This is a genomic window from Nonomuraea sp. NPDC046570 (genome assembly GCF_040645915.1).
Lineage (GTDB): Bacteria > Actinomycetota > Actinomycetes > Streptosporangiales > Streptosporangiaceae > Nonomuraea.
This window is the reverse complement of record NZ_JBEYZF010000001.1, coordinates 512,208-529,278: the sequence shown is the minus strand read 5'-3', so window position 1 is coordinate 529,278 and position 17,071 is coordinate 512,208. Positions and strand designations below refer to the sequence as shown.

The window sequence follows — 17,071 nt, the reverse complement described above, 5'->3', positions numbered from 1 at the left end:
AATTTGTGAACATCCCGTGCAGACTGGTCCCCGTGGACATTCCTGGGTACCTGCGGCGCATCGGCCTGCCCGGTCTCCTCGGCGCTCCGCCGAGCGCGGAGGCGCTGCGCGAGTTGCACGTCGGCCATGTCGAGCGGGTGCCGTACGAGACGCTGGAGATCTGGCTCGGGCGGACGACGAGCGTCGATCCGTTCGAGTCGGCGGCGCGGATCCTGCGCGGGCGCGGCGGCTACTGCTACCACCTCAACGGGGCGTTCGCGGAGTTGCTGCGCGGCCTCGGGTACGAGGTGACCAGGCATGTCGGCGGGGTGCAGAACCGCGGCGCCGAGCCCGGCGTCACCGGCAACCACCTGGCGCTCACGGTCCGTCTCCCCGACGGCGACTGGCTGGTCGACCTGGGCCTGGGCGACGCCCTGCACGAGCCCCTGCCCCTCACCGAGGGCCGCTACCGGCAAGGCCCTTTCGAGTACGGCCTGCGCCCCTCCCAGGTCGCCCCCGGCGGCTGGCGCTTCGACCACGACCCGAGCGGTTCCTTCCTCGGCATGGACTTCGCCCCGGCACCAGCGGAGATGTCGGCCTTCACGAAGATGCACGACCATCTGTGCACCTCTCCCGACTCGGGCTTCGTCCGCGTCCTGAGCGTGTTGCGCCGCGACGCCATGGGCGTCGACCTCCTCCGCGGCGCCGTCCTGTCCCGCCTCGGCACCCGCTCCACCGCAGTGACCCTGGAATCCGAACCCGACTACTACGCGGCCCTCGCCGACGTCTTCCACCTCCCGCTCGACGACCTGACGACCACGGAGAAGGGAATGCTGTGGAAGCGGGTGCGGCGATCTCACGAGGAGTGGCTGAGCCATGACAGAAAGCAATGAGCAGGAAGATTTCTCCATGGGAGAGGCGGCGCTACAGCTCGACCATGATCGCCTCGTCGAGCTCGTCGACGATCTGACCGGGGAGTTCGGTCCACCGACCGAGCAAGAGCTCTCAGCGGCCCGCGCCGAATGGGGCGACACATGAGCCCGCGCGCGGCGGCCAAAGCGTCGACGGACACGACCGCGTGACTGCCATACGCGTGGAGGACCTGACCTAGGCGGACACCACGAAGGTGCCGTCGATGTCAGGCCGTGGGTGAATGCCGCGACACTGCGGAATCTGGATCCGCCGCCAATGGGCGGGTGTCATGACATACCGCTATCGTGCTGTTCGCCACATGCGGTCCGACGGGAGAACACCATGAACGGCCACCCCCGGCTGGCCGGGCGCTACCGGCTGCTCAGCCCTCTGGGCGAGGGTGGGCTGGGACCCGTCTGGCTCGCGGCCGACGACCTGCTGCGCCGCGACGTGGCCGTCAACGAGGTACGGCTCGCGCCCGGCATCCCGGCCGCCGAGCGGACCCGGCTGTGCGAGGCCACCGTACGCGAGGTGCGTTTCGCGGCGGCGCTGCGGCACCCGTCGATCGAGACCGTGCACGAGGTGGTCGTCGAGGACGGGCACCCGTGGCTGGTGACCGACCTGCCCTCGGGCCGCACGCTGGAGCAGGCCGTCACCGAACGGCATCCGCTGCCGCCGTCCCAGGTCGCCAGGATCGGCTCCCACCTCGTCGCCGCCCTGGACGTGGCGCACGGCGCGGGCATCGTGCACGGTGACGTGCAGCCCGGCACCGTCCTGCTGACCAAGGCGGGGCGGGCCGTGCTCACCCGCTTCGGGCTGGCCGCGGCGTTCGAGCGGCCGGGCATCGGGCGGGCCGCCGACCTGTGGTCGCTGGCGGCGACCCTGCACTTCGGCGTGGAGGGCCGCCCGCCGGAGCCGGGGAACCCGCCGGCGGGGCCGCTGGGAACGGTCCTGGACGCCATGCTCCAGCCCGACGCCTCGGCCAGGCCGCCCATGGGCGTGGTGGCGGCGGCCTTCGACGACCTGGCCCACGGGCGCCCGGCCTCGCTCACGGCTCCGGCGGCCGAGCGGGGCCACGCGCCGCTGCTGTCGGGCGCATCCCTCCGCCGCGCCTTCAAACGCCGCCGCGCCACCTCCCAGCCCCCCGCAGGCGCCCCCCAGGTGCCCGATCTCCTGAACGAGCCGCCGGAGCTACTCGACCGGATCCTGTCCCAGGGCGGCCCGCTGGAGCCCGAACGAGCCGCCGTCATCGGGCTGGCCGTGCTCGACCGGCTGGTCGCGCTGCACGCGCAGGGCAGGCACCACGGCGATGTACGGCCCGGCAGCATCATGGTCGACCCCGTCGGCGTGGCCAGCCTGGCCGACCCGGTGATGCCGACCGGCATCTCCTCCTACACCGCCCCGGAGGGCAGCACGGGTCCGGCCGCCGACCTGTGGTCGCTGGGGGCCACGCTCTTCGCCGCCGTCGAGGGCGTGTCACCGTCTCCTGGCGCCCCGATCACCAGGGCGGGAACGCTGGCGCCGGTGCTGTTCCGGCTACTGTCCGGCGACCCCGCCCAGCGCCCCACCCCCGACGCGCTACGCCGCGACCTGGAGTCCGTGGCCGCGACTCCCCGCTCGTACCGCTCACGCCACAGGTCGTCCTGACAGGGCCGTACAGAGGCAGCGGGGGTTCAGGACGTCAGACGCTGCCACTTCGCCGACCGCCCGGTGCCGTCCGCTCTGATGAGCCCCTCGTCGCGAAGCCCGCTGAGGACGAGACGAATGGTCTGGTCGCTCACCCCGGACAGAGCGGCCCTGATGTCGGACACGGTCACCGTGCTCGGGCCGAGGCGCAGGACGAAGTCACGCACCCGCTGCTGCTTGTTCCCGGTGGCGGGCCCCGCGGCGGCTCGTTCGGCGAACGTGGCGTAGGCGCCTGCCAGGGTGGCGACGAAGTAGGTCAGCCATGGCCAAGGGTCGAAGCGGCCTTCGTGCCAGCCATGCGTCGATTCGAGCAGGGCTCGGTAGTAGTTCGCCTCGGAGGCCGCGATGGCGCCCTCCATGCTCACGTAGGTCACCACGCCGTAGCCGGCATCGGCGAGCAAGGCGTTGGTGAGGACTCTCGCCACCCTGCCGTTGCCGTCCTCGAACGGATGGATGACCAGCAGATCGAGGACGAACAGCCCGACGAGCAGGACCGGATGGTGGCATCGGCCCCGCATGGCGTGAAGGTATCGCTGGACGAGTTCGCCCACGTGAAAGTCCGTCTCGACGGCGGGAACGGGGCGGAACCTCACGGTGATCTCCCCGGCGGGAGACCGATCGACGACCAGGTTGTCCTGCCGCTTGAACGTCCCTCCGGGCACGGCCGTGTGCGCGAAGAGCAGGCGGTGCAGGTGCAGCAGCAACCCGGTGTTCACCGGGCGCCATTCTTGCTGGAACAGGTAGTCGAGGGCGTCCCGGTAGCCGGCGAGCTCCTGCTCGTTCCGGGTCCGGAGCGAGGTCACCGCGCCGTTGATGATCCGCCTCGCCCGCCCCTCGTCGGGAACGACGACTCCCTCGATCGCCGAGGACGTCGTGATGCTGGCCACCCTGGCGAGGTGGGCCAGCTCGCACAGGAGCCCGGGCATCTGGTCCCGGTACATCGCCTCGCTGCCGCGCCCGCTGTCCACCTGGCTGAGGAGGACCACGACCGACGCGGGCACGCGACCCACGACCGCGTCCAGGTCCACGAAGCTGCGCATAAGATCCCACCAATCCGCCGCTAAACTACCTAATTCAGTCTCGTTATTAAGTAGTTTAATGGAGACCGGGGGCGAATCTCTGAGTATCCGCTCGACAGAGAGGGGTGCTCGGAGCCGACGGCGGTGGTGCGGCATTTGCGATATATCTCGGAAGGAACCGCGGCGACCCGTCCAAGAGTTGAACGGGCGACGCAGAATGGGAGAGGCGGGGCACAGGCTCCGCGTTTCGGAGGGATAGAGGATGTCGCCCATCCAGAAGTACGCCATCGGCGCCGGTGCCGCGGTCCTGCTCTCGCTGATCTTCTTCGGGACCGGACTCATCACCCTGCTCGTGGTCCTCGGCGTGGTCGGCGCCCCGGTCGCGGCCTACCTGATGCTGGACCCGTCGCAGCGTGAGCGGCTCAAGAGAGCACGCAGGCGCGGCATCGGCCACTGACCCGTCCTGAGGTGGGGGCCCGTACCAGGGCCCCCGCTCAGGCGGTGGCGAGCGAGGTCTGCACCCGCTTGGTCACCCGTCGCTCGAAGTAGAACGACAGGAACGGCACCGTGCCCGCCAGCATGACGCCGACCATGTAGCCCCAGCTCCAGCGTCCCTTCATGCCCAGGTTCAGGACCGCGACCAGGTAGAGCATGTAGAGGAAACCGTGGATCGGCGAGATGACCTTCGACGGGCCCTCGACGTCGAACCCGTAGCGCAGCACGATCGCCGTGCAGAGCACGAGCAGCATGACACCGACGATGTAGGCGAGGACCCGGAAGGGCTTGAGGGCGGACTCCACTGTTTTCAACCTTCCAGAACCAATTCAGGGGACTTGCTCTGGTCCCTCTCCCTGTCCGACCGCACCGCGTCCCGGACGAAGTGGAACCACATGAAGACGGCGAACATCGCGAAGATCCACCAGTTGACCGCGTAGGCCAGGTTGCGCCAGGTCAGGGTGCCCCCCTGCAGCGGCGGGGCGGTCTTCACCGCGGTGAGCCCGGCGGGGGCGTCCTGCGCGACGACGAAGCCGTTGCGTACCTTCTCCCCGCGCCAGATGTTGATCAGCTCGGCCGTCGAGACGGTCTGCACCTGCCCCTCGGGCACGCCCTCGGCCCGCCGCTGCACGCTGTCGGTGCCCTGCGAGGCCTGCAGCCGCCCACTCACCGCGACCCGCCCGGCGGGTACGGCGACCGCGGCCGGGTCGTCCGCCTTGGCCACCCAGCCGCGTACGACCGGGATCATCGTGCCGTCCTCGAACCTCAGCGGGGTGAGCACCCAGTAGCCCTCGCCCCTCGACACGTTGCCGCCAGGCTGGTCGACGTCGGGCTTCCGGTCGGCCACCAGCAACTGCCGCCGAGCGTCGTAGACGCCCTCGGCCGAGACCTGCCGCCGCACGGCGTCGTTGCCGAGCTGGACGCCCACCTGGGCGAGACCGGTCACCGCCACGGGGGCGGGATCGCTGGTCGCCTCCGGCTTGCCCGAGTCCTCGAAGACGCCGAGCTGCCAGCGGCCGAGCAGGCTGAACGCGATCAGAACCCCGACCACCAGCGCGTGCAGCCCGAGCAGGCGGGGAGAGAACAGGGTTCTGAGCATGCCACCAAGTTATCCGCCCGCCCGGCCGGTCCGTTAACCAGCCCGCACCCACCGAGTCATGCGAAAGGGCACAAATCCACCAGGTGATCCGGCTAGAGTTCAACGCATGTCTGACCAGCACATCGATCCAGCGGGGAACACCCAGCAGTTCCGCGCCTTCGCCCAGGGGTCCGAACAGGAGGCCGCCGCTCCGAAGCGGTCCGCCGCCCTGCCGATCATCGCGGTCGTCCTGGGCGTCGCCATCATCGCCGTGGTGGCCTACCTCCTGCTCGCCTGACCGGGCACCGCTGATCAGGAGGCGGTCCTGATCGGACGAACGGCCACTGTCCAAGAGACAGGTGGTCGACTTCGGCGTTTCCCCAGGAGGAAAGGCGTCGGCGAGCTTCTTCGGCGGAACGCATCGCAGGCCGAGGTGGCGTAGGCGCGGGCGGGGTGAGGGTTTCCGGATCGTCGCGGTCAAGGCGGGCGATGTGCGCCGGGTGTCGCGCAACGTGGGTGAGGTGAGGGTCCCGAAGGTCGGCTGGGTACAGCCCGCGAACCGTGAACCTCAACACGACCTCCTCCCCGTGGGGTAGTCGCCGTTGGAATCCCCCGCCAATCAGGCAGGTGGAGGATGTCAACTTCGAGTACTGGGCACGCACCCGTACGGTGAAGCCCGGCGCCTACCGGCTCATCTACTAGGCGAGACCACCATCGCGCTGCCGCCGCCGCGCCTGGTCGGCTCGGCGACCGCCTGGATCCTGCCCCGGCCGAGGAACTCCAGCGCCGTGGCCGCGCCGATCTCCGGCGTGGCGGAGAACTGGTGCCCGATCGCGGTCAGTTCCGCCTCGTGGGCCTGCCGGAAGGCGGGCTCGGCCTGCGTGGTGGCGGCGTTGCGCTGCGAGGCCCGGGGGGCCGCCAGCGCGTCGGGCAGGTTCATGCCCAGCTCGTAGCGGTTCACCAGGATCTGCAGCACGGTCGTGATGATCGTCGCGCCGCCCGGCGAACCGGCCGCGAGCACCGGCCTGCCATGGTCGAACACGATCGTCGGCGCCATCGACGACCTCGGCCGCTTACCCGGACCGGGCAGGTTCGGGTCGGCGGGCGCGGGGCCGAAGGTGAAGTCGGTGAGCTCGTTGTTCAGCAGGAAGCCGCGGCCCGGCACCACGATGCCGCTGCCGCCGGTGGACTCGATGGTCAGGTTGTAGGCGACCACGTTGCCCCACCGGTCGGCGACCACCAGGTGGGTGGTCTCCGGGCCCTCCTGCTGGGTGCGCTCGGCGGTCGGGGCCAGCGGGGCCGGGCACGGGTCGTAGGAGCCGTCGGGGTCGCCGGGGCCGGCCGGGTGGGCCATCGCCGTGCCGCCCACCAGGCAGGCGCGCTCCTTGGCGAAGCCGTCGCTCAGCAGCTCGCTGACCGGCTTCAGCGGCGGGTCGCCGACGTAGGCGTTGCGGTCGGCGAAGGCCAGCCGGGAGGCCTCCAGGTACTCGTGCAGCCCGACCTTGGGCAGCGCCTCCAGGATGTTGAGCGCCTCGCCCACCGTGGAGCCGCCCGAGGAGGGCGGGGCCATGCCGTAGACCTCCAGGCCGTTGTAGCGGACGCGGGTGGGGTCGCGGCGCAGGGCGCGGTAGTCGCGCAGGTCGGACAGTTCCATCAGGCCGGGGCGGACGTTGCGGGTGGCGCCGGGGGTCAGGGGCGGCTGCTTGACGGTGGCGACGACCTCGCGGCCGAGGTGCCCGCCGTACAGCCAGCCGGGGCCGCGTCTGGCCAGTTCGCGGTAGGTGGCGGCGAGGTCGGGGTTTCTGAAGGTGGAGCCGACCGCCGGTGGGGAGCCGCCGGGCAGGTACAGCTTGGCGGTGGACGTGAAGTCCTTGAACCTGGCGGCGTTGGCGGCGGTCTGGTCGTAGAAGGTCTGGTCGACGACGAAGCCCCTGTCGGCGACCTCGATGGCGGGCTTGAGCGCCTGGCGGAGCGAGAGCGTGCCGTACCGGCGCAGGGCGAGGTCCCACTGGGCGACCGCGCCGGGGACGCCCGTGGACAGGCCGCTGGTGACGCCCTCCTCGAACGGGATGCCCTCGAAGGAGGTCGGCTTCATCGCGGCCGGGGCGGTCTCGCGGCCGTCGATGGTGTCCACCCGGCGACGCTTCGCGTCGTAGACGACCATGAAACCGCCGCCCGCCAGACCGGCGGAGTAGGGCTCGGTCACGCCGAGTACGGCGCCCGCGGCCACGGCGGCGTCCACCGCGTTGCCGCCCTGTTTGAGCACCGCCAACGCGGCTTTGCTGGCATCGAGGTCGACGGTGGCGACGGCACCGCCGCGGCCTTCGGCGACAGGGACCTTCTGCTGGTGCTCCGCCAGCGCGGGCGGGGCGATGAGGACGACGGAGGCGGCGACCGCGGGGAGGAAGAGACGACGCATCCCTTCACCATGACGCACAAGGTCGTTCCCGGCTACACCCCTCGTGGTAGCCGCCGGTCACACGCAGGGAGGATGCGCTGGTCAGGCCGGTGATCTAGCGTGGGACGGTGCGCGCGAGACAGTCCCTGAGCCCCCACCTGGCCGTCGTGGTCGCGGTCGCGCAGGTGCTGATGACGCAGGGGGCGCAGGGCTACCAGTCGGAACGGATCAAACTCGACGCGCTCGGCTACGCGCTGCTGCTGGTCGGGCCGCTGATGCTGCTGGTGCGCCGCCGGTACCCGATCGCCGCCCTGGCCGTCACCGCCCTGGTCACCGTCGTCTTCGTGTGGCGCGGCTACGCCTACGGGCCGATCTTCTTCAGCCCGGTCATCCTGCTGTTCACCACGGTCGTCGAGGGCCGCAGGCGGGCGGCGTGGATCACCGCGGGGCTGACCCTGGCGTTCTTCGTCATCTACGCCACCTGGCTGCACCGCGGGCCGCCCGCGGGCTGGTGGCACAACCTGTCGGTCGCGGCGGTCATCACGCTGATCCTGGTGGCCGCCGAGCTGATCAGGGCGAGGAACGAGCGCCGCGCCGAGCACCAGCAGACCGTGGAGGAGGAGAACCGGCGCCGCGCCAGCGAGGAGCGCCTGACGATGGCGCAGGAGCTGCACGACGTGCTGGCGCACAACATCTCGCTGATCCACGTGCAGGCGTCCACCGCGCTGCACCTCATCGACGACCACCCCGAGCAGGCCCGTACCGCGCTCACCACGATCAAGGCCGCCTCCAAGGACGTGCTCGGCGAGATGCGCTCGGTGCTGAACGTGCTGCGCGAGGGCGCCCCCCGCTCCCCCACCGCCGGCCTCGACCGGCTCGACGACCTGATCGAACGCTCGGGCCTGAAGGTCACGCTGAACCGTACGGGCGCCCGCCCGCTGCCCACCGGGGTGGAACGGGCCGCCTACCGGATCGTCCAGGAGTCACTGACCAACGTCACCAAACACGCCCCCGGCGCCACGGTGACGGTCCGCCTGCAGTACGGTGCGCGCGAACTGCTGATCGCGGTCACCGACTCCGGCTCCGCCTCGCCCGCCGTACTGTCCGAGGCGGGCGGCGGCAACGGCGTGCCCGGCATGCGCGAGCGGGCCACCGCGCTGGGCGGCACGCTGGTGGCCGGTCCTTCGGGCGGCGGCTTCGAGGTCGAGGCCCGCCTGCCCATACCCGAGGAGTCCGAATGATCAAGGTGCTGCTGGCCGACGACCAGGCACTGGTACGGGCGGGCTTCAAGGCCCTGCTCAACGCCCAGCCCGACATGACGGTGGTGGCCGAGGCGGGCGACGGGGACCAGGCCGTGAAGCTCTCCCGCGAACACCGGCCCGACGTGGTCCTGATGGACATCCGGATGCCCGGCACCGACGGCCTGACCGCGACCCGCGCGATGCCACCGGGGCCCAAGGTGATCATCCTGACCACGTTCGAGCTGGACGAGTACGTCTTCGAGGCGCTGCGCGGCGGCGCCAGCGGCTTCCTGGTCAAGGACACCGAACCGGCCGAGCTGATCCAGGCGGTGCGGGTGGTGGCGGCCGGTGAGGCGCTGCTGTCGCCGAGCGTGACGCGGCGGCTGATCGCCGAGTACGCGACCAGGGCCAAGGAGCCGCTGGCCGCCGACGGCCTGGACCAGCTCACCGACCGCGAGCGGGAGGTGCTGTCGCTGGTCGGCACCGGCATGACGAACGACGAGATCGCCGCCAGGCTGTTCATGTCGCCGGCGACGGCGAAGACGCACGTGAGCCGGGCCATGATGAAGCTGCACGCCAGGGACCGGGCCCAGCTCGTCGTCATCGCCTACGAGTCGGGGCTCGTCCGGCCCGGCTGGCTCTGAACCCGCCGCACCCAAAACCTCCTCCCGAGGTGAAGGAACTGTTACTGGCCGCGTTCGGCGAGCGACGTTACGTTCCGTACAGGACTCCTTCGAGAGTGGGGAATCGTATGCGGTCGATCGCCCGATTCTGCGGCCAGTGCAGTTGTGGCTGCCCCGAGTTGTTCGTCGACCCCGCGGCACCCGAAGAACGTCAGGTGGTCATCACCGACGACTTCGGCCAGCGGGTCGAGATGAGCCTGGACCAGTTCGGTTCCATCGTCGAGGCCGCCAAGAACGGATCGCTGGACGACCTGGCGCTCGCCCGCTGAGCGTGCAGCCGGCCGCCCTGTTCGCCAGCGGCCTCGCCGCCGGGCTGCTGGCGGGGACCGCGTCGTGCACGGCCGTGCAGGGCGGCCTGCTGGCAGGTCTGGCGGGCGCTCCACCGCGGGCGCTCGCGCACTTCCTGCTGGGCAGACTCGCCTCACACATCCTGGCCGGGGCACTGCTCGGCCTGCTCGGCTCAGCCGTACGGCTGCCGCCGCAGGCGCGCGCGGTGCTGCTGGTCGCCGCGGGGGCCCTGGTCATCTGGTTCGCGGTCAGGCTGCTCCGCCGCCCGGGGGGTGACTGCGCCCGGCATCCCCCCACTCCCCGGCGAGCGGCCGCGGCGCCGCTGCTGGGGGCCGCCACCATCCTCATCCCGTGCGGCGTGACGATCGGCATGGAGCTGGTCGCCGTCTCCAGCGGCTCCGCGCTCGGCGGGGCGGCCGTGATGGGCGGGTTCGTGGCCGGCACCGCCCCCGCGTTCGCCGTGCTGGGGTTCGTCCTGCGGCGTGGCGCGGCGTCCAGGCTGGCCGCGTTGGCGGGGATAGCGGCGCTGGCGGTGGGTGTGTGGACGATCGGCTCGGGGCTGAGCCTGGGCGGCTGGCTGCCCGCCGACGCGCCGCCCGCCTCCGCGACGGCCAGACTCGACGCCCGAGGCGTCCAGGAGATCACGATCTGGGCGACGGACCGCGGCTACCGGCCCGGAATGTCCGAGGCTCGCGCGGGACTCCCGGTCGACCTGATCTTCCGGACCCTTGACGGGCATGCCTGCACCCGTCACCTGAGTCTCCTGGGCCAGGAGATCGACCTCCCGGCCGGCGGGGAGCGGATCGTCAGCCTTCCGGCGCAACCTCCGGGTCAGCTGAGGTTCGTCTGCTCCATGGGGATGTACGTGGGATTCATCACCTTCCACTGACCATGGACCCCGAATTACCCCGCCGATTACGTTCCGCGATCAGGTGATTACATGCCACCCTGAGGCTTCGGGACCCGGGGAGGGCACATGACGTGGTGGCAGAGCGATCAGAGGGTGGCGGCGCCGGCCGTACCGTCGCCACGCAACAGCGGGGAGGCGGCCGAGTCCGAGCTGATCGTGGCCGCCGAGTGCGGCGACGCGCAGGCCGCGCACCAGCTCGGCAAACTCTGCACGCAGCGCGGCGACCGTGTGGCGGCGCGGCACTGGTGGGAGCGGGCCGCCACCGGCGGCAACGTGGACAGCGCCTACAACCTGGGCGTCTGGCACGAGAAGCACGGCACCCTGGAGGAGGCCGTGCGGTGGTACGAGATGGCCGCCGGCACCGGCGACGTGGAGGCCGCGGTCAACCTGGCCACGATGCTGCTGGAGCAGCGCGGCGACGTGGCCAAGGCCAGGCACTGGTTCGAGAGCGCCGCGCGGGCGGGCTCGCGGCCCGCCGCGCGGCGGCTCGCGCTCATCTGCGAGGACGCCGGCGAGATCCCCGCGGCCCGCGACTGGCACCGCGACGCGGCCGGCGACGGCGACATGGCCTCGGCGTACGACCTCGGATTCCTCGCCTACCAGGCGGGTGAGGAGGACGAGGCGCACCAGTGCTGGGAGTTCGCCGCCCGCGGCGGCCACGCCGAGGCCGCCTACCATCTGGGCCTGCTGCTGCAGGCCGGGCGCGACCCCGAGGGCGCCGAGGCGTACTTCCGGCTCGCCGCCAAGAGTGACCACGCGGGCGCCGCCTCGCAGCTCGGCGGCATCGCGCTGTCGCGCCGGGACCTGCGGACGGCCCGCGGCTGGTTCGAGCGGGCCGCGCACGCCGGGCGGCTGGAGGACCAGCGGATGGCCGGGTTCGTCTGCGTGGAGCTCAGCGACTCCCAGGGTGCCAGCCACTGGTTCGGCAGCGCGGCGGCGGGCGGCGACGCGGAGTCGGCCTTCAACTTCGGCCTGCTGCTCATCGCCGAGCTCGGCGACCTGCAAGGCGGCCAGCACTGGTTCCGCCAGGCCGCACTGGCCGGGCACCACAAGGCGGCACTGGAGCTGGGCGGCCTGCTGACGGCGATCGGCCAGGCGAGCGAGGCCGAGCAGTGGCTGGCCGACCCGCCGCCGCCCTCCTGGGACCGTCCCGCCGAGCCCGAGCTGAGCGCCCGCGCCGAACTCGCCGTCGCCTCCGCCGGGCGCAGGGGCGGGGTCACGCCGCCGGTGCCGGACCTGACCGAGATCCTCGGCACCTGGGACCTGCTCATCAGGCCGCTGCGCGACCTGTCGGACGTGGTGGCCTGGCTGGCCGAGCGCGGCGGTCTGCCCGCCGCCGCGATCGAGCACCTGGCCTCGGTCCGCGGCGCGCTGCTGCGCCCCGGCACCGCCCCGTGGCCTGGTCCCGCCGAGGTGGAGAAGGTGCTGGCCACCGCCCGCGAGCTGCGCCGGCGCCTCGGCGTGCGTTAGTCGCGCCGTCCGAGGCGGAACAGGGGCACGGCGCGGCGCGCCGTACCCCTTCGTGGTTGTCTGTCAGACGGCCAGGACCTCAGCCACCGGGGTGTACGGCAGGCCGAGCGCGTCCGCGACCGGCTCGTTGGTCAGCAGGCCCGCGTGCGTGTTGAGGCCGGAACCCAGCGCGGCGTCGGCGCGCAGGGCCTCCTTCCAGCCCAGGTTGGCCAGCTTGACCGCGTACGGCAGGGTGGCGTTGGTCAGGGCGTAGGTGGAGGTGTTGGCCACCGAGCCGGGCATGTTGGCCACGCAGTAGAACACCGAGCCGTGCACGGTGTAGGTCGGGTCGGCGTGCGTGGTCGGACGCGAGTCCTCGAAGCAGCCGCCCTGGTCGATGGCGATGTCGACGAGCACCGAGCCGGGCTTCATCCGCGCGACCAGCTCGTTGGAGACCAGCGTCGGGGCCTTGGCGCCGGGGATCAGCACCGCGCCGATGACCAGGTCAGCCTGCAGGACCTCGCGCTCGATCGCGTAGGAGGTGGAGACGAGCGTCTTGAGGCGGCCCTGGTAGATGGCGTCGATGAAGCGCAGGCGGTCGACGTTGGTGTCCAGGACGGTGACGTCGGCGCCCATGCCGACCGCGATCTGCGCGGCGTTCAGGCCGGACACGCCGCCGCCGATGACGACGATCTTGGCGGGGGCGACACCGGGCACGCCGCCGGGCAGCACGCCGCGGCCGCCGTTGAAGCGCATCAGGTTGTACGCGCCGACCTGCGGGGCCAGCCGGCCGGCCACCTCCGACATCGGGGCGAGCAGCGGCAGGGCGTTGCCGATCTGCACGGTCTCGTAGGCGACGCCGGTGACCTTGCGGTCGAGCAGCGCGTCGGTGCACTCACGGGAGGCGGCCAGGTGCAGGTAGGTGAACAGGAGCTGGCCCTCGCGCATACGGTGGTGCTCCGCCGCGATCGGCTCCTTGACCTTGAGGATCATCTCGGATTCCGCCCACACCTCGTCGGCGGTGTCGATGATCTTCGCGCCTGCCGCGAGGTACTCCTCGTCGGTGACGTGTGAGCCGAGACCGGCGCCCCGCTGGACGTGGACGTCGTGGCCGTTCCGAACCAGTTCGTGTACGCCCGCCGGGGTGGCGGCGACACGGTATTCGTGGTTCTTCACCTCAGCGGGAACGCCGATCTTCATGTGCTCTTTTCCTTTCGGAATTGGGGGGTTAGAGCCGAGCCCAGGCTTCCTTGAGGACGCCTCGGAGAATCGACTCGATCTCGTCGAACTCCTTCGGGCCCGCGATCAACGGCGGGGCGAGCTGGATCACCGGGTCGCCCCGGTCGTCGGCGCGGCAGTACAGGCCCGCGTCGTACAGCGCCTTGGACAGGAAGCCGCGCAGCAGGCGCTCGGACTCCTCGGCGCTGAAGGTCTCCTTGGTGGTCTTGTCCTTGACCAGTTCGATGCCCCAGAAGTAGCCGGAGCCGCGCACGTCGCCGACGATCGGCAGGTCCGTGAGCCGCTCCAGGGTGCTCCGGAAGACCGGCTCGTTGCGGGTGACGTGGCCGAGCAGGTCCTCGCGCTCGAAGATGTCCAGGTTGGCCAGCGCGACCGCGGCCGAGACCGGGTGGCCGCCGAAGGTGTAGCCGTGGGCGAACATCTCCTCGCCGTTCTTGAACGGCTCGAACAGCCGCTCGTGCGCGATCATCGCGCCGATCGGCGAATATCCGCTGGTCAGGCCCTTGGCGCAGGTGATGATGTCGGGCACGTAGTCGAACTTCTGCCCGCCGAACATGGTGCCGAGGCGGCCGAAGGCGCAGATGACCTCGTCGGAGACGAGCAGCACGTCGTACTCGTCGCAGATCTCGCGCAGGCGCTGGAAGTATCCGGGCGGCGGCGGGAAGCAGCCGCCGGCGTTCTGCACCGGCTCGACGAAGACGGCGGCCACCGTGTCGGGGCCCTCCATCTCGATCGCCCTGGCCACGCGCTCGGCGGCCCAGTAGCCGTACTGCTCGGGCGTCATGCCGGGCACGCCGGTGATCTCGTCGGCGCGGTAGTGGTTGGTGTTCGGTACGCGCACGGAGCCGGGCACGAGGGGCTCGAACATCTGCTTGAACGCGGGGATGCCGGTGATCGACAGCGCGCCCTGCGGGGTGCCGTGGTAGGCGATCTGGCGGCTGATCACCTTGTGCTTGAGCGGCTTGCCGGTGATCTTGAAGTACTGCTTGGCCAGCTTCCAGGCGGACTCGACCGCCTCGCCGCCTCCGGTGGTGAAGAACACCCGGTTCAGCTCACCGGGCGTCTCGGCGGCCAGTCGCTGGGCCAGCTCGGCGGCCTTCGGGTGGGCGTAGGACCACAGCGGGAAGAAGGCCAGTTCCTGGGCCTGCTTGGCGGCCGCCTCGGCGAGCTCGCTGCGGCCGTGGCCCGCCTGGACGACGAAGAGGCCGGCCAGTCCGTCCAGGTAGCGCTTGCCGTGGATGTCGTAGATGTAGGCACCCTCACCCCGCACGATCGTCGGGATCTCGGCGTTCTGATACGAGCTGTGCCTGGTGAAGTGCAACCACAGGTTGTCCTGAGCGGCCTTGAGGACCTCGGCCGCGTCGGTGTTTTCCGGGTGCGTCATCGCTATCTTCCCTTGTGTCTGAGCTTCCCACAGTGTGCACGTAGACCTGGGGACTTGCCAAGGGAAAGCGTGGCAGCAATATGCAAGAATTTCGAGATCCGTAGAACACTTGTGTAACAACAACGAAATCCGAAGCGCTAGCCTGGTGCCGTTCCCTCATTTCCCCCCCAAGGAACCTTCTGTGATCCAATGAGGGGACCTGACCATATGTTGAGAAACCACCCGGGGGACCACCCGTGACTCCTGACCAGATCGAGAGCGCTGTAGCGGCGGGGATGCCCCAGGCGATCGACGAACTGAAGCGGCTCGCCGCCATCCCCTCCGTGGCCTTTCCCGGCCACCCGGAGGAGCCGGTCTACGCCGCAGCCGCCGCCACCGAGGAGCTGCTGCGCAGCGCGGGCCTGCCGCGCGCCCAGCAGATCCCGGTCGAGGGCAGCTTCCCCGCGGTGTACGGCGAGGCGCCCGCGCCTCCCGGCGCGCCGACCGTGCTGCTCTACGCCCACTACGACGTGCAGCCCGCCGGCGACCCGGCCGCCTGGCGCACGCCGCCGTTCGAGCCCACCCTGATCGACGGCCGCCTCTACGGCAGGGGCACCGCCGACGACAAGTCCGGCATCATCGCCCACGTCGCCGCCCTGCGCACCTTCCAGGGCCGCTTCCCCGTGGGCGTGAAGGTGATCGTGGAGGGCCAGGAGGAGTACGCGGGCGAGCGCCTTGAGGCGTTCGTCGAGCGCAACCCCGAACTGGTCCGCGCCGACGCCATCGTGGTGATGGACACCGGCAACCCGCGGGTCGGCGACCCGGCCGTCACCACCTCGCTGCGCGGCATGGCCGCCTTCACCGTCGAGGTGCGCACGCTGAAGGACGCCGTGCACAGCGGCTCGTTCGGCGGCGCCGCCCCCGACGCGCTGGCCGCGCTGATGCGCATGCTGACCGCGCTGCACGACGACAACGGCGACATCCGGGTGCCCGGCCTGCCGCGCGGCAGCTTCCTCGGCAGCGGCCCCTCCGAGGAGGACTTCCGGGCCACCGCCGGGGTGCTCGACGGGGTGTCGCTGGTCGGCTCCGGCTCGCTGGCCGACCGCCTCTGGGCCTCCTACGCGATCACCGTGACCGGGCTCGACGTGCCGAGCGTCTCCGGCGCCATCAACGCGGTGCAGCCGTTCGCGCGGGCGCGGGTGACCATCAGGGTGCCTCCGTCGGGGGACCCGAAGACGACGGTCGACGCGGTGATGGAGTTCCTCCAGCAGGTCGCGCCGTGGAACGTGCGGATCGCCTTCGGCGACCTCACGGTCGGGTCGGGCTTCCAGGCCGACTCGGGCGGGCGGGCCCGGTCCTCGCTCAACCGGGCGATGGAGCGCGCCTTCGGCCGCCCGCCGCGCGACGTCGGCGCGGGCGGGTCGATCCCGCTGGTGAGCAAGCTGGTCAAGTTGTTCCCCGCGGCGGAGATCCTGCTGTTCGGCGCGGAGGACGAGGACGCGGCGATCCACGCCCCGAACGAGCGGGTGGACCTGGAGGAGCTGCGCCGCGTCGCCACCGCGGAGGCGCTGTTCCTGCACGAGTTCGGCGCCCCGTCGGCGCTGGGCATCTGATCGCGTAACACCGAAGAGGGGGGCCGATCCGGCCCCCCTCTTCGTCTGTGCCGGAAAGCCATGCGCTAACTTTTGTACTGACTGGTCAGTTCTAAAGAGGAGTTGTGGTGATCGTCGCTAGCGGGTTGGCGGTCGAGGGCGTGTTCCGCGGGGTGGGGGTCGAGGCCGGCGCCGGCACGCTGACCGTGGTCGCGGGGGCGGCGAGGAGTGGGCGGACCAGTGTGCTGCTCACTCTTGCCGGGCGGATGAAGGCCACGGCGGGATCGCTGTCGGTCGGCGGGCACACCTCGCCCAGGGCCATTCGCAAGGTGGCGGCGCTCGGGCTGGTGGACGGGGTGACCGACTTCGACAAGGCGCTGACCGTCGGGGAGCACCTGCGGGAGCGGCGCGGCCTGTGGCGGAGGCCGCGCAGGCGGGAGGTCGTTCATGCCGAGGTTCTCGCGGGGGCGGGCCTCGACGTCGCGGAGCGGGAGCAGGTGCGGGTGCTGGGCCGGGAGGGGCAGGTGCGGCTGGGGGTGGCGCTGGCGTTGCTCGACGCTCCTTCGGTGATCGTCGTGGACAACGTCGACGCCGGGCTGCCCGGTGAGCGGCAGGAGGCGGTGTGGGGGCTGCTGCGGGAGCTGTCGGCGCGGGGGCTCACGGTGGTCGCCTCGTGCGTGCGCCCGCCGGACCGGTTCGACCAGCTGATCGACCTCACCGCGGAGGAGACCCCGTGAAG

General features: G+C 71.2%; 18 protein-coding genes. 12 read left to right on the top strand and 6 right to left on the bottom strand.

The window, feature by feature from the left end; genetic code table 11:
* The first annotated feature begins 32 nt into the window (after positions 1-32).
* The 3 genes from ABZ911_RS02465 to ABZ911_RS02455 all read left to right on the top strand — a co-directional run bounded on the left by ABZ911_RS02465 (position 33) and on the right by ABZ911_RS02455 (position 2,538).
* On the top strand, positions 33-872 hold the full coding sequence (locus ABZ911_RS02465; protein ID WP_358050799.1) for an arylamine N-acetyltransferase: 840 nt from the start codon (positions 33-35) through the stop codon (positions 870-872).
* On the top strand, positions 856-1,017 hold the full coding sequence (locus ABZ911_RS02460; protein WP_358050796.1) for a hypothetical protein: 162 nt from the start codon (positions 856-858) through the stop codon (positions 1,015-1,017). The genes ABZ911_RS02465 and ABZ911_RS02460 overlap by 17 nt, the downstream gene beginning before the upstream one ends.
* Before the next feature lie 216 nt (positions 1,018-1,233).
* Positions 1,234-2,538, top strand: a complete 1,305-nt coding sequence (locus ABZ911_RS02455; RefSeq protein ID WP_358050793.1) for a protein kinase — start codon at positions 1,234-1,236, stop codon at positions 2,536-2,538.
* Between the two features lie 26 nt (positions 2,539-2,564).
* Here ABZ911_RS02455 and ABZ911_RS02450 read toward each other — a convergent pair whose 3' ends face one another.
* Positions 2,565-3,617 carry a Fic family protein gene (locus tag ABZ911_RS02450; RefSeq protein ID WP_358050789.1) on the bottom strand — a complete coding sequence of 351 codons (1,053 nt, stop codon included), beginning with the start codon at positions 3,615-3,617 and terminating at the stop codon, positions 2,565-2,567.
* Positions 3,618-3,858: 241 nt separating this feature from the next.
* Between ABZ911_RS02450 and ABZ911_RS02445 the strand changes: the two genes are divergently transcribed.
* Positions 3,859-4,053: a hypothetical protein gene (locus tag ABZ911_RS02445; protein WP_358050786.1), complete on the top strand. Its 195-nt coding sequence runs from the start codon at positions 3,859-3,861 to the stop codon at positions 4,051-4,053.
* 37 nt (positions 4,054-4,090) lie between these two features.
* Here ABZ911_RS02445 and ABZ911_RS02440 read toward each other — a convergent pair whose 3' ends face one another.
* Positions 4,091-4,396, bottom strand: a complete 306-nt coding sequence (locus ABZ911_RS02440) for a DUF3817 domain-containing protein (protein ID WP_358050783.1) — start codon at positions 4,394-4,396, stop codon at positions 4,091-4,093.
* 5 nt (positions 4,397-4,401) lie between these two features.
* Entirely contained in the window at positions 4,402-5,190 is a 789-nt protein-coding gene (locus ABZ911_RS02435) for an SURF1 family protein (RefSeq protein WP_358050780.1), read from the bottom strand.
* 106 nt (positions 5,191-5,296) lie between these two features.
* Between ABZ911_RS02435 and ABZ911_RS02430 the strand changes: the two genes are divergently transcribed.
* Positions 5,297-5,467 carry a hypothetical protein gene (locus ABZ911_RS02430; RefSeq protein ID WP_358050777.1) on the top strand — a complete coding sequence of 57 codons (171 nt, stop codon included), beginning with the start codon at positions 5,297-5,299 and terminating at the stop codon, positions 5,465-5,467.
* 393 nt (positions 5,468-5,860) lie between these two features.
* Here the strand turns inward: ABZ911_RS02430 and ABZ911_RS02425 are convergent, their stop codons facing one another.
* Complete coding sequence (locus ABZ911_RS02425; RefSeq protein WP_358050774.1) at positions 5,861-7,588, bottom strand: gamma-glutamyltransferase family protein; 1,728 nt, start codon at positions 7,586-7,588, stop codon at positions 5,861-5,863.
* A 107-nt stretch (positions 7,589-7,695) separates the two neighbouring features.
* Between ABZ911_RS02425 and ABZ911_RS02420 the strand changes: the two genes are divergently transcribed.
* The 5 genes from ABZ911_RS02420 (at position 7,696) to ABZ911_RS02400 (ending at position 12,159) form a co-directional block, all read left to right on the top strand.
* Positions 7,696-8,808 (top strand): histidine kinase, encoded by a 1,113-nt coding sequence (locus tag ABZ911_RS02420; protein ID WP_358050772.1) that lies wholly within the window; start codon positions 7,696-7,698, stop codon positions 8,806-8,808.
* Positions 8,805-9,452: a response regulator transcription factor gene (locus tag ABZ911_RS02415; protein WP_358050769.1), complete on the top strand. Its 648-nt coding sequence runs from the start codon at positions 8,805-8,807 to the stop codon at positions 9,450-9,452. Before ABZ911_RS02420 ends, ABZ911_RS02415 begins: the two co-directional genes overlap by 4 nt.
* 107 nt (positions 9,453-9,559) lie before the next feature.
* A complete protein-coding gene (locus tag ABZ911_RS02410; protein ID WP_358050767.1) occupies positions 9,560-9,760 on the top strand; it encodes a hypothetical protein in 201 nt (66 codons plus the stop codon).
* Positions 9,761-9,762: 2 nt separating this feature from the next.
* Positions 9,763-10,668 carry a sulfite exporter TauE/SafE family protein gene (locus tag ABZ911_RS02405; RefSeq protein ID WP_358050764.1) on the top strand — a complete coding sequence of 302 codons (906 nt, stop codon included), beginning with the start codon at positions 9,763-9,765 and terminating at the stop codon, positions 10,666-10,668.
* Between the two features lie 87 nt (positions 10,669-10,755).
* Positions 10,756-12,159, top strand: a complete 1,404-nt coding sequence (locus tag ABZ911_RS02400) for a tetratricopeptide repeat protein (RefSeq protein ID WP_358050761.1) — start codon at positions 10,756-10,758, stop codon at positions 12,157-12,159.
* Positions 12,160-12,222: 63 nt separating this feature from the next.
* Here ABZ911_RS02400 and ald read toward each other — a convergent pair whose 3' ends face one another.
* Both ald and ABZ911_RS02390 read right to left on the bottom strand, forming a co-directional pair.
* Positions 12,223-13,338, bottom strand: a complete 1,116-nt coding sequence (ald, locus tag ABZ911_RS02395) for an alanine dehydrogenase (protein ID WP_358050758.1) — start codon at positions 13,336-13,338, stop codon at positions 12,223-12,225.
* Positions 13,339-13,366: 28 nt separating this feature from the next.
* Positions 13,367-14,761 carry an aspartate aminotransferase family protein gene (locus ABZ911_RS02390; RefSeq protein ID WP_358050755.1) on the bottom strand — a complete coding sequence of 465 codons (1,395 nt, stop codon included), beginning with the start codon at positions 14,759-14,761 and terminating at the stop codon, positions 13,367-13,369.
* A 236-nt stretch (positions 14,762-14,997) separates the two neighbouring features.
* On the opposite strand from ABZ911_RS02390, the gene ABZ911_RS02385 reads away from it, so the two are divergent.
* Together ABZ911_RS02385 and ABZ911_RS02380 are read left to right on the top strand one after the other, a co-directional pair.
* Positions 14,998-16,353, top strand: coding sequence for a M20/M25/M40 family metallo-hydrolase (locus ABZ911_RS02385; RefSeq protein WP_358050752.1), 1,356 nt, complete (start codon positions 14,998-15,000; stop codon positions 16,351-16,353).
* A 107-nt stretch (positions 16,354-16,460) separates the two neighbouring features.
* Positions 16,461-17,069: an ATP-binding cassette domain-containing protein gene (locus ABZ911_RS02380; protein WP_358050749.1), complete on the top strand. Its 609-nt coding sequence runs from the start codon at positions 16,461-16,463 to the stop codon at positions 17,067-17,069.
* Positions 17,070-17,071 lie beyond the last annotated feature (2 nt).

Coding starts and splice junctions, on each gene's coding strand:
- ABZ911_RS02460 (WP_358050796.1), top strand. CDS start 856: ATGACAGAAAGCAATGAGCAGGAAGATTTCTCCATGGGAGAGGCGGCG.
- ABZ911_RS02455 (WP_358050793.1), top strand. CDS start 1,234: ATGAACGGCCACCCCCGGCTGGCCGGGCGCTACCGGCTGCTCAGCCCT.
- ABZ911_RS02450 (WP_358050789.1), bottom strand. CDS start 3,617: ATGCGCAGCTTCGTGGACCTGGACGCGGTCGTGGGTCGCGTGCCCGCG.
- ABZ911_RS02445 (WP_358050786.1), top strand. CDS start 3,859: ATGTCGCCCATCCAGAAGTACGCCATCGGCGCCGGTGCCGCGGTCCTG.
- ABZ911_RS02435 (WP_358050780.1), bottom strand. CDS start 5,190: ATGCTCAGAACCCTGTTCTCTCCCCGCCTGCTCGGGCTGCACGCGCTG.
- ABZ911_RS02430 (WP_358050777.1), top strand. CDS start 5,297: ATGTCTGACCAGCACATCGATCCAGCGGGGAACACCCAGCAGTTCCGC.
- ABZ911_RS02425 (WP_358050774.1), bottom strand. CDS start 7,588: ATGCGTCGTCTCTTCCTCCCCGCGGTCGCCGCCTCCGTCGTCCTCATC.
- ABZ911_RS02415 (WP_358050769.1), top strand. CDS start 8,805: ATGATCAAGGTGCTGCTGGCCGACGACCAGGCACTGGTACGGGCGGGC.
- ABZ911_RS02410 (WP_358050767.1), top strand. CDS start 9,560: ATGCGGTCGATCGCCCGATTCTGCGGCCAGTGCAGTTGTGGCTGCCCC.
- ABZ911_RS02400 (WP_358050761.1), top strand. CDS start 10,756: ATGACGTGGTGGCAGAGCGATCAGAGGGTGGCGGCGCCGGCCGTACCG.
- ald (WP_358050758.1), bottom strand. CDS start 13,338: ATGAAGATCGGCGTTCCCGCTGAGGTGAAGAACCACGAATACCGTGTC.
- ABZ911_RS02390 (WP_358050755.1), bottom strand. CDS start 14,761: ATGACGCACCCGGAAAACACCGACGCGGCCGAGGTCCTCAAGGCCGCT.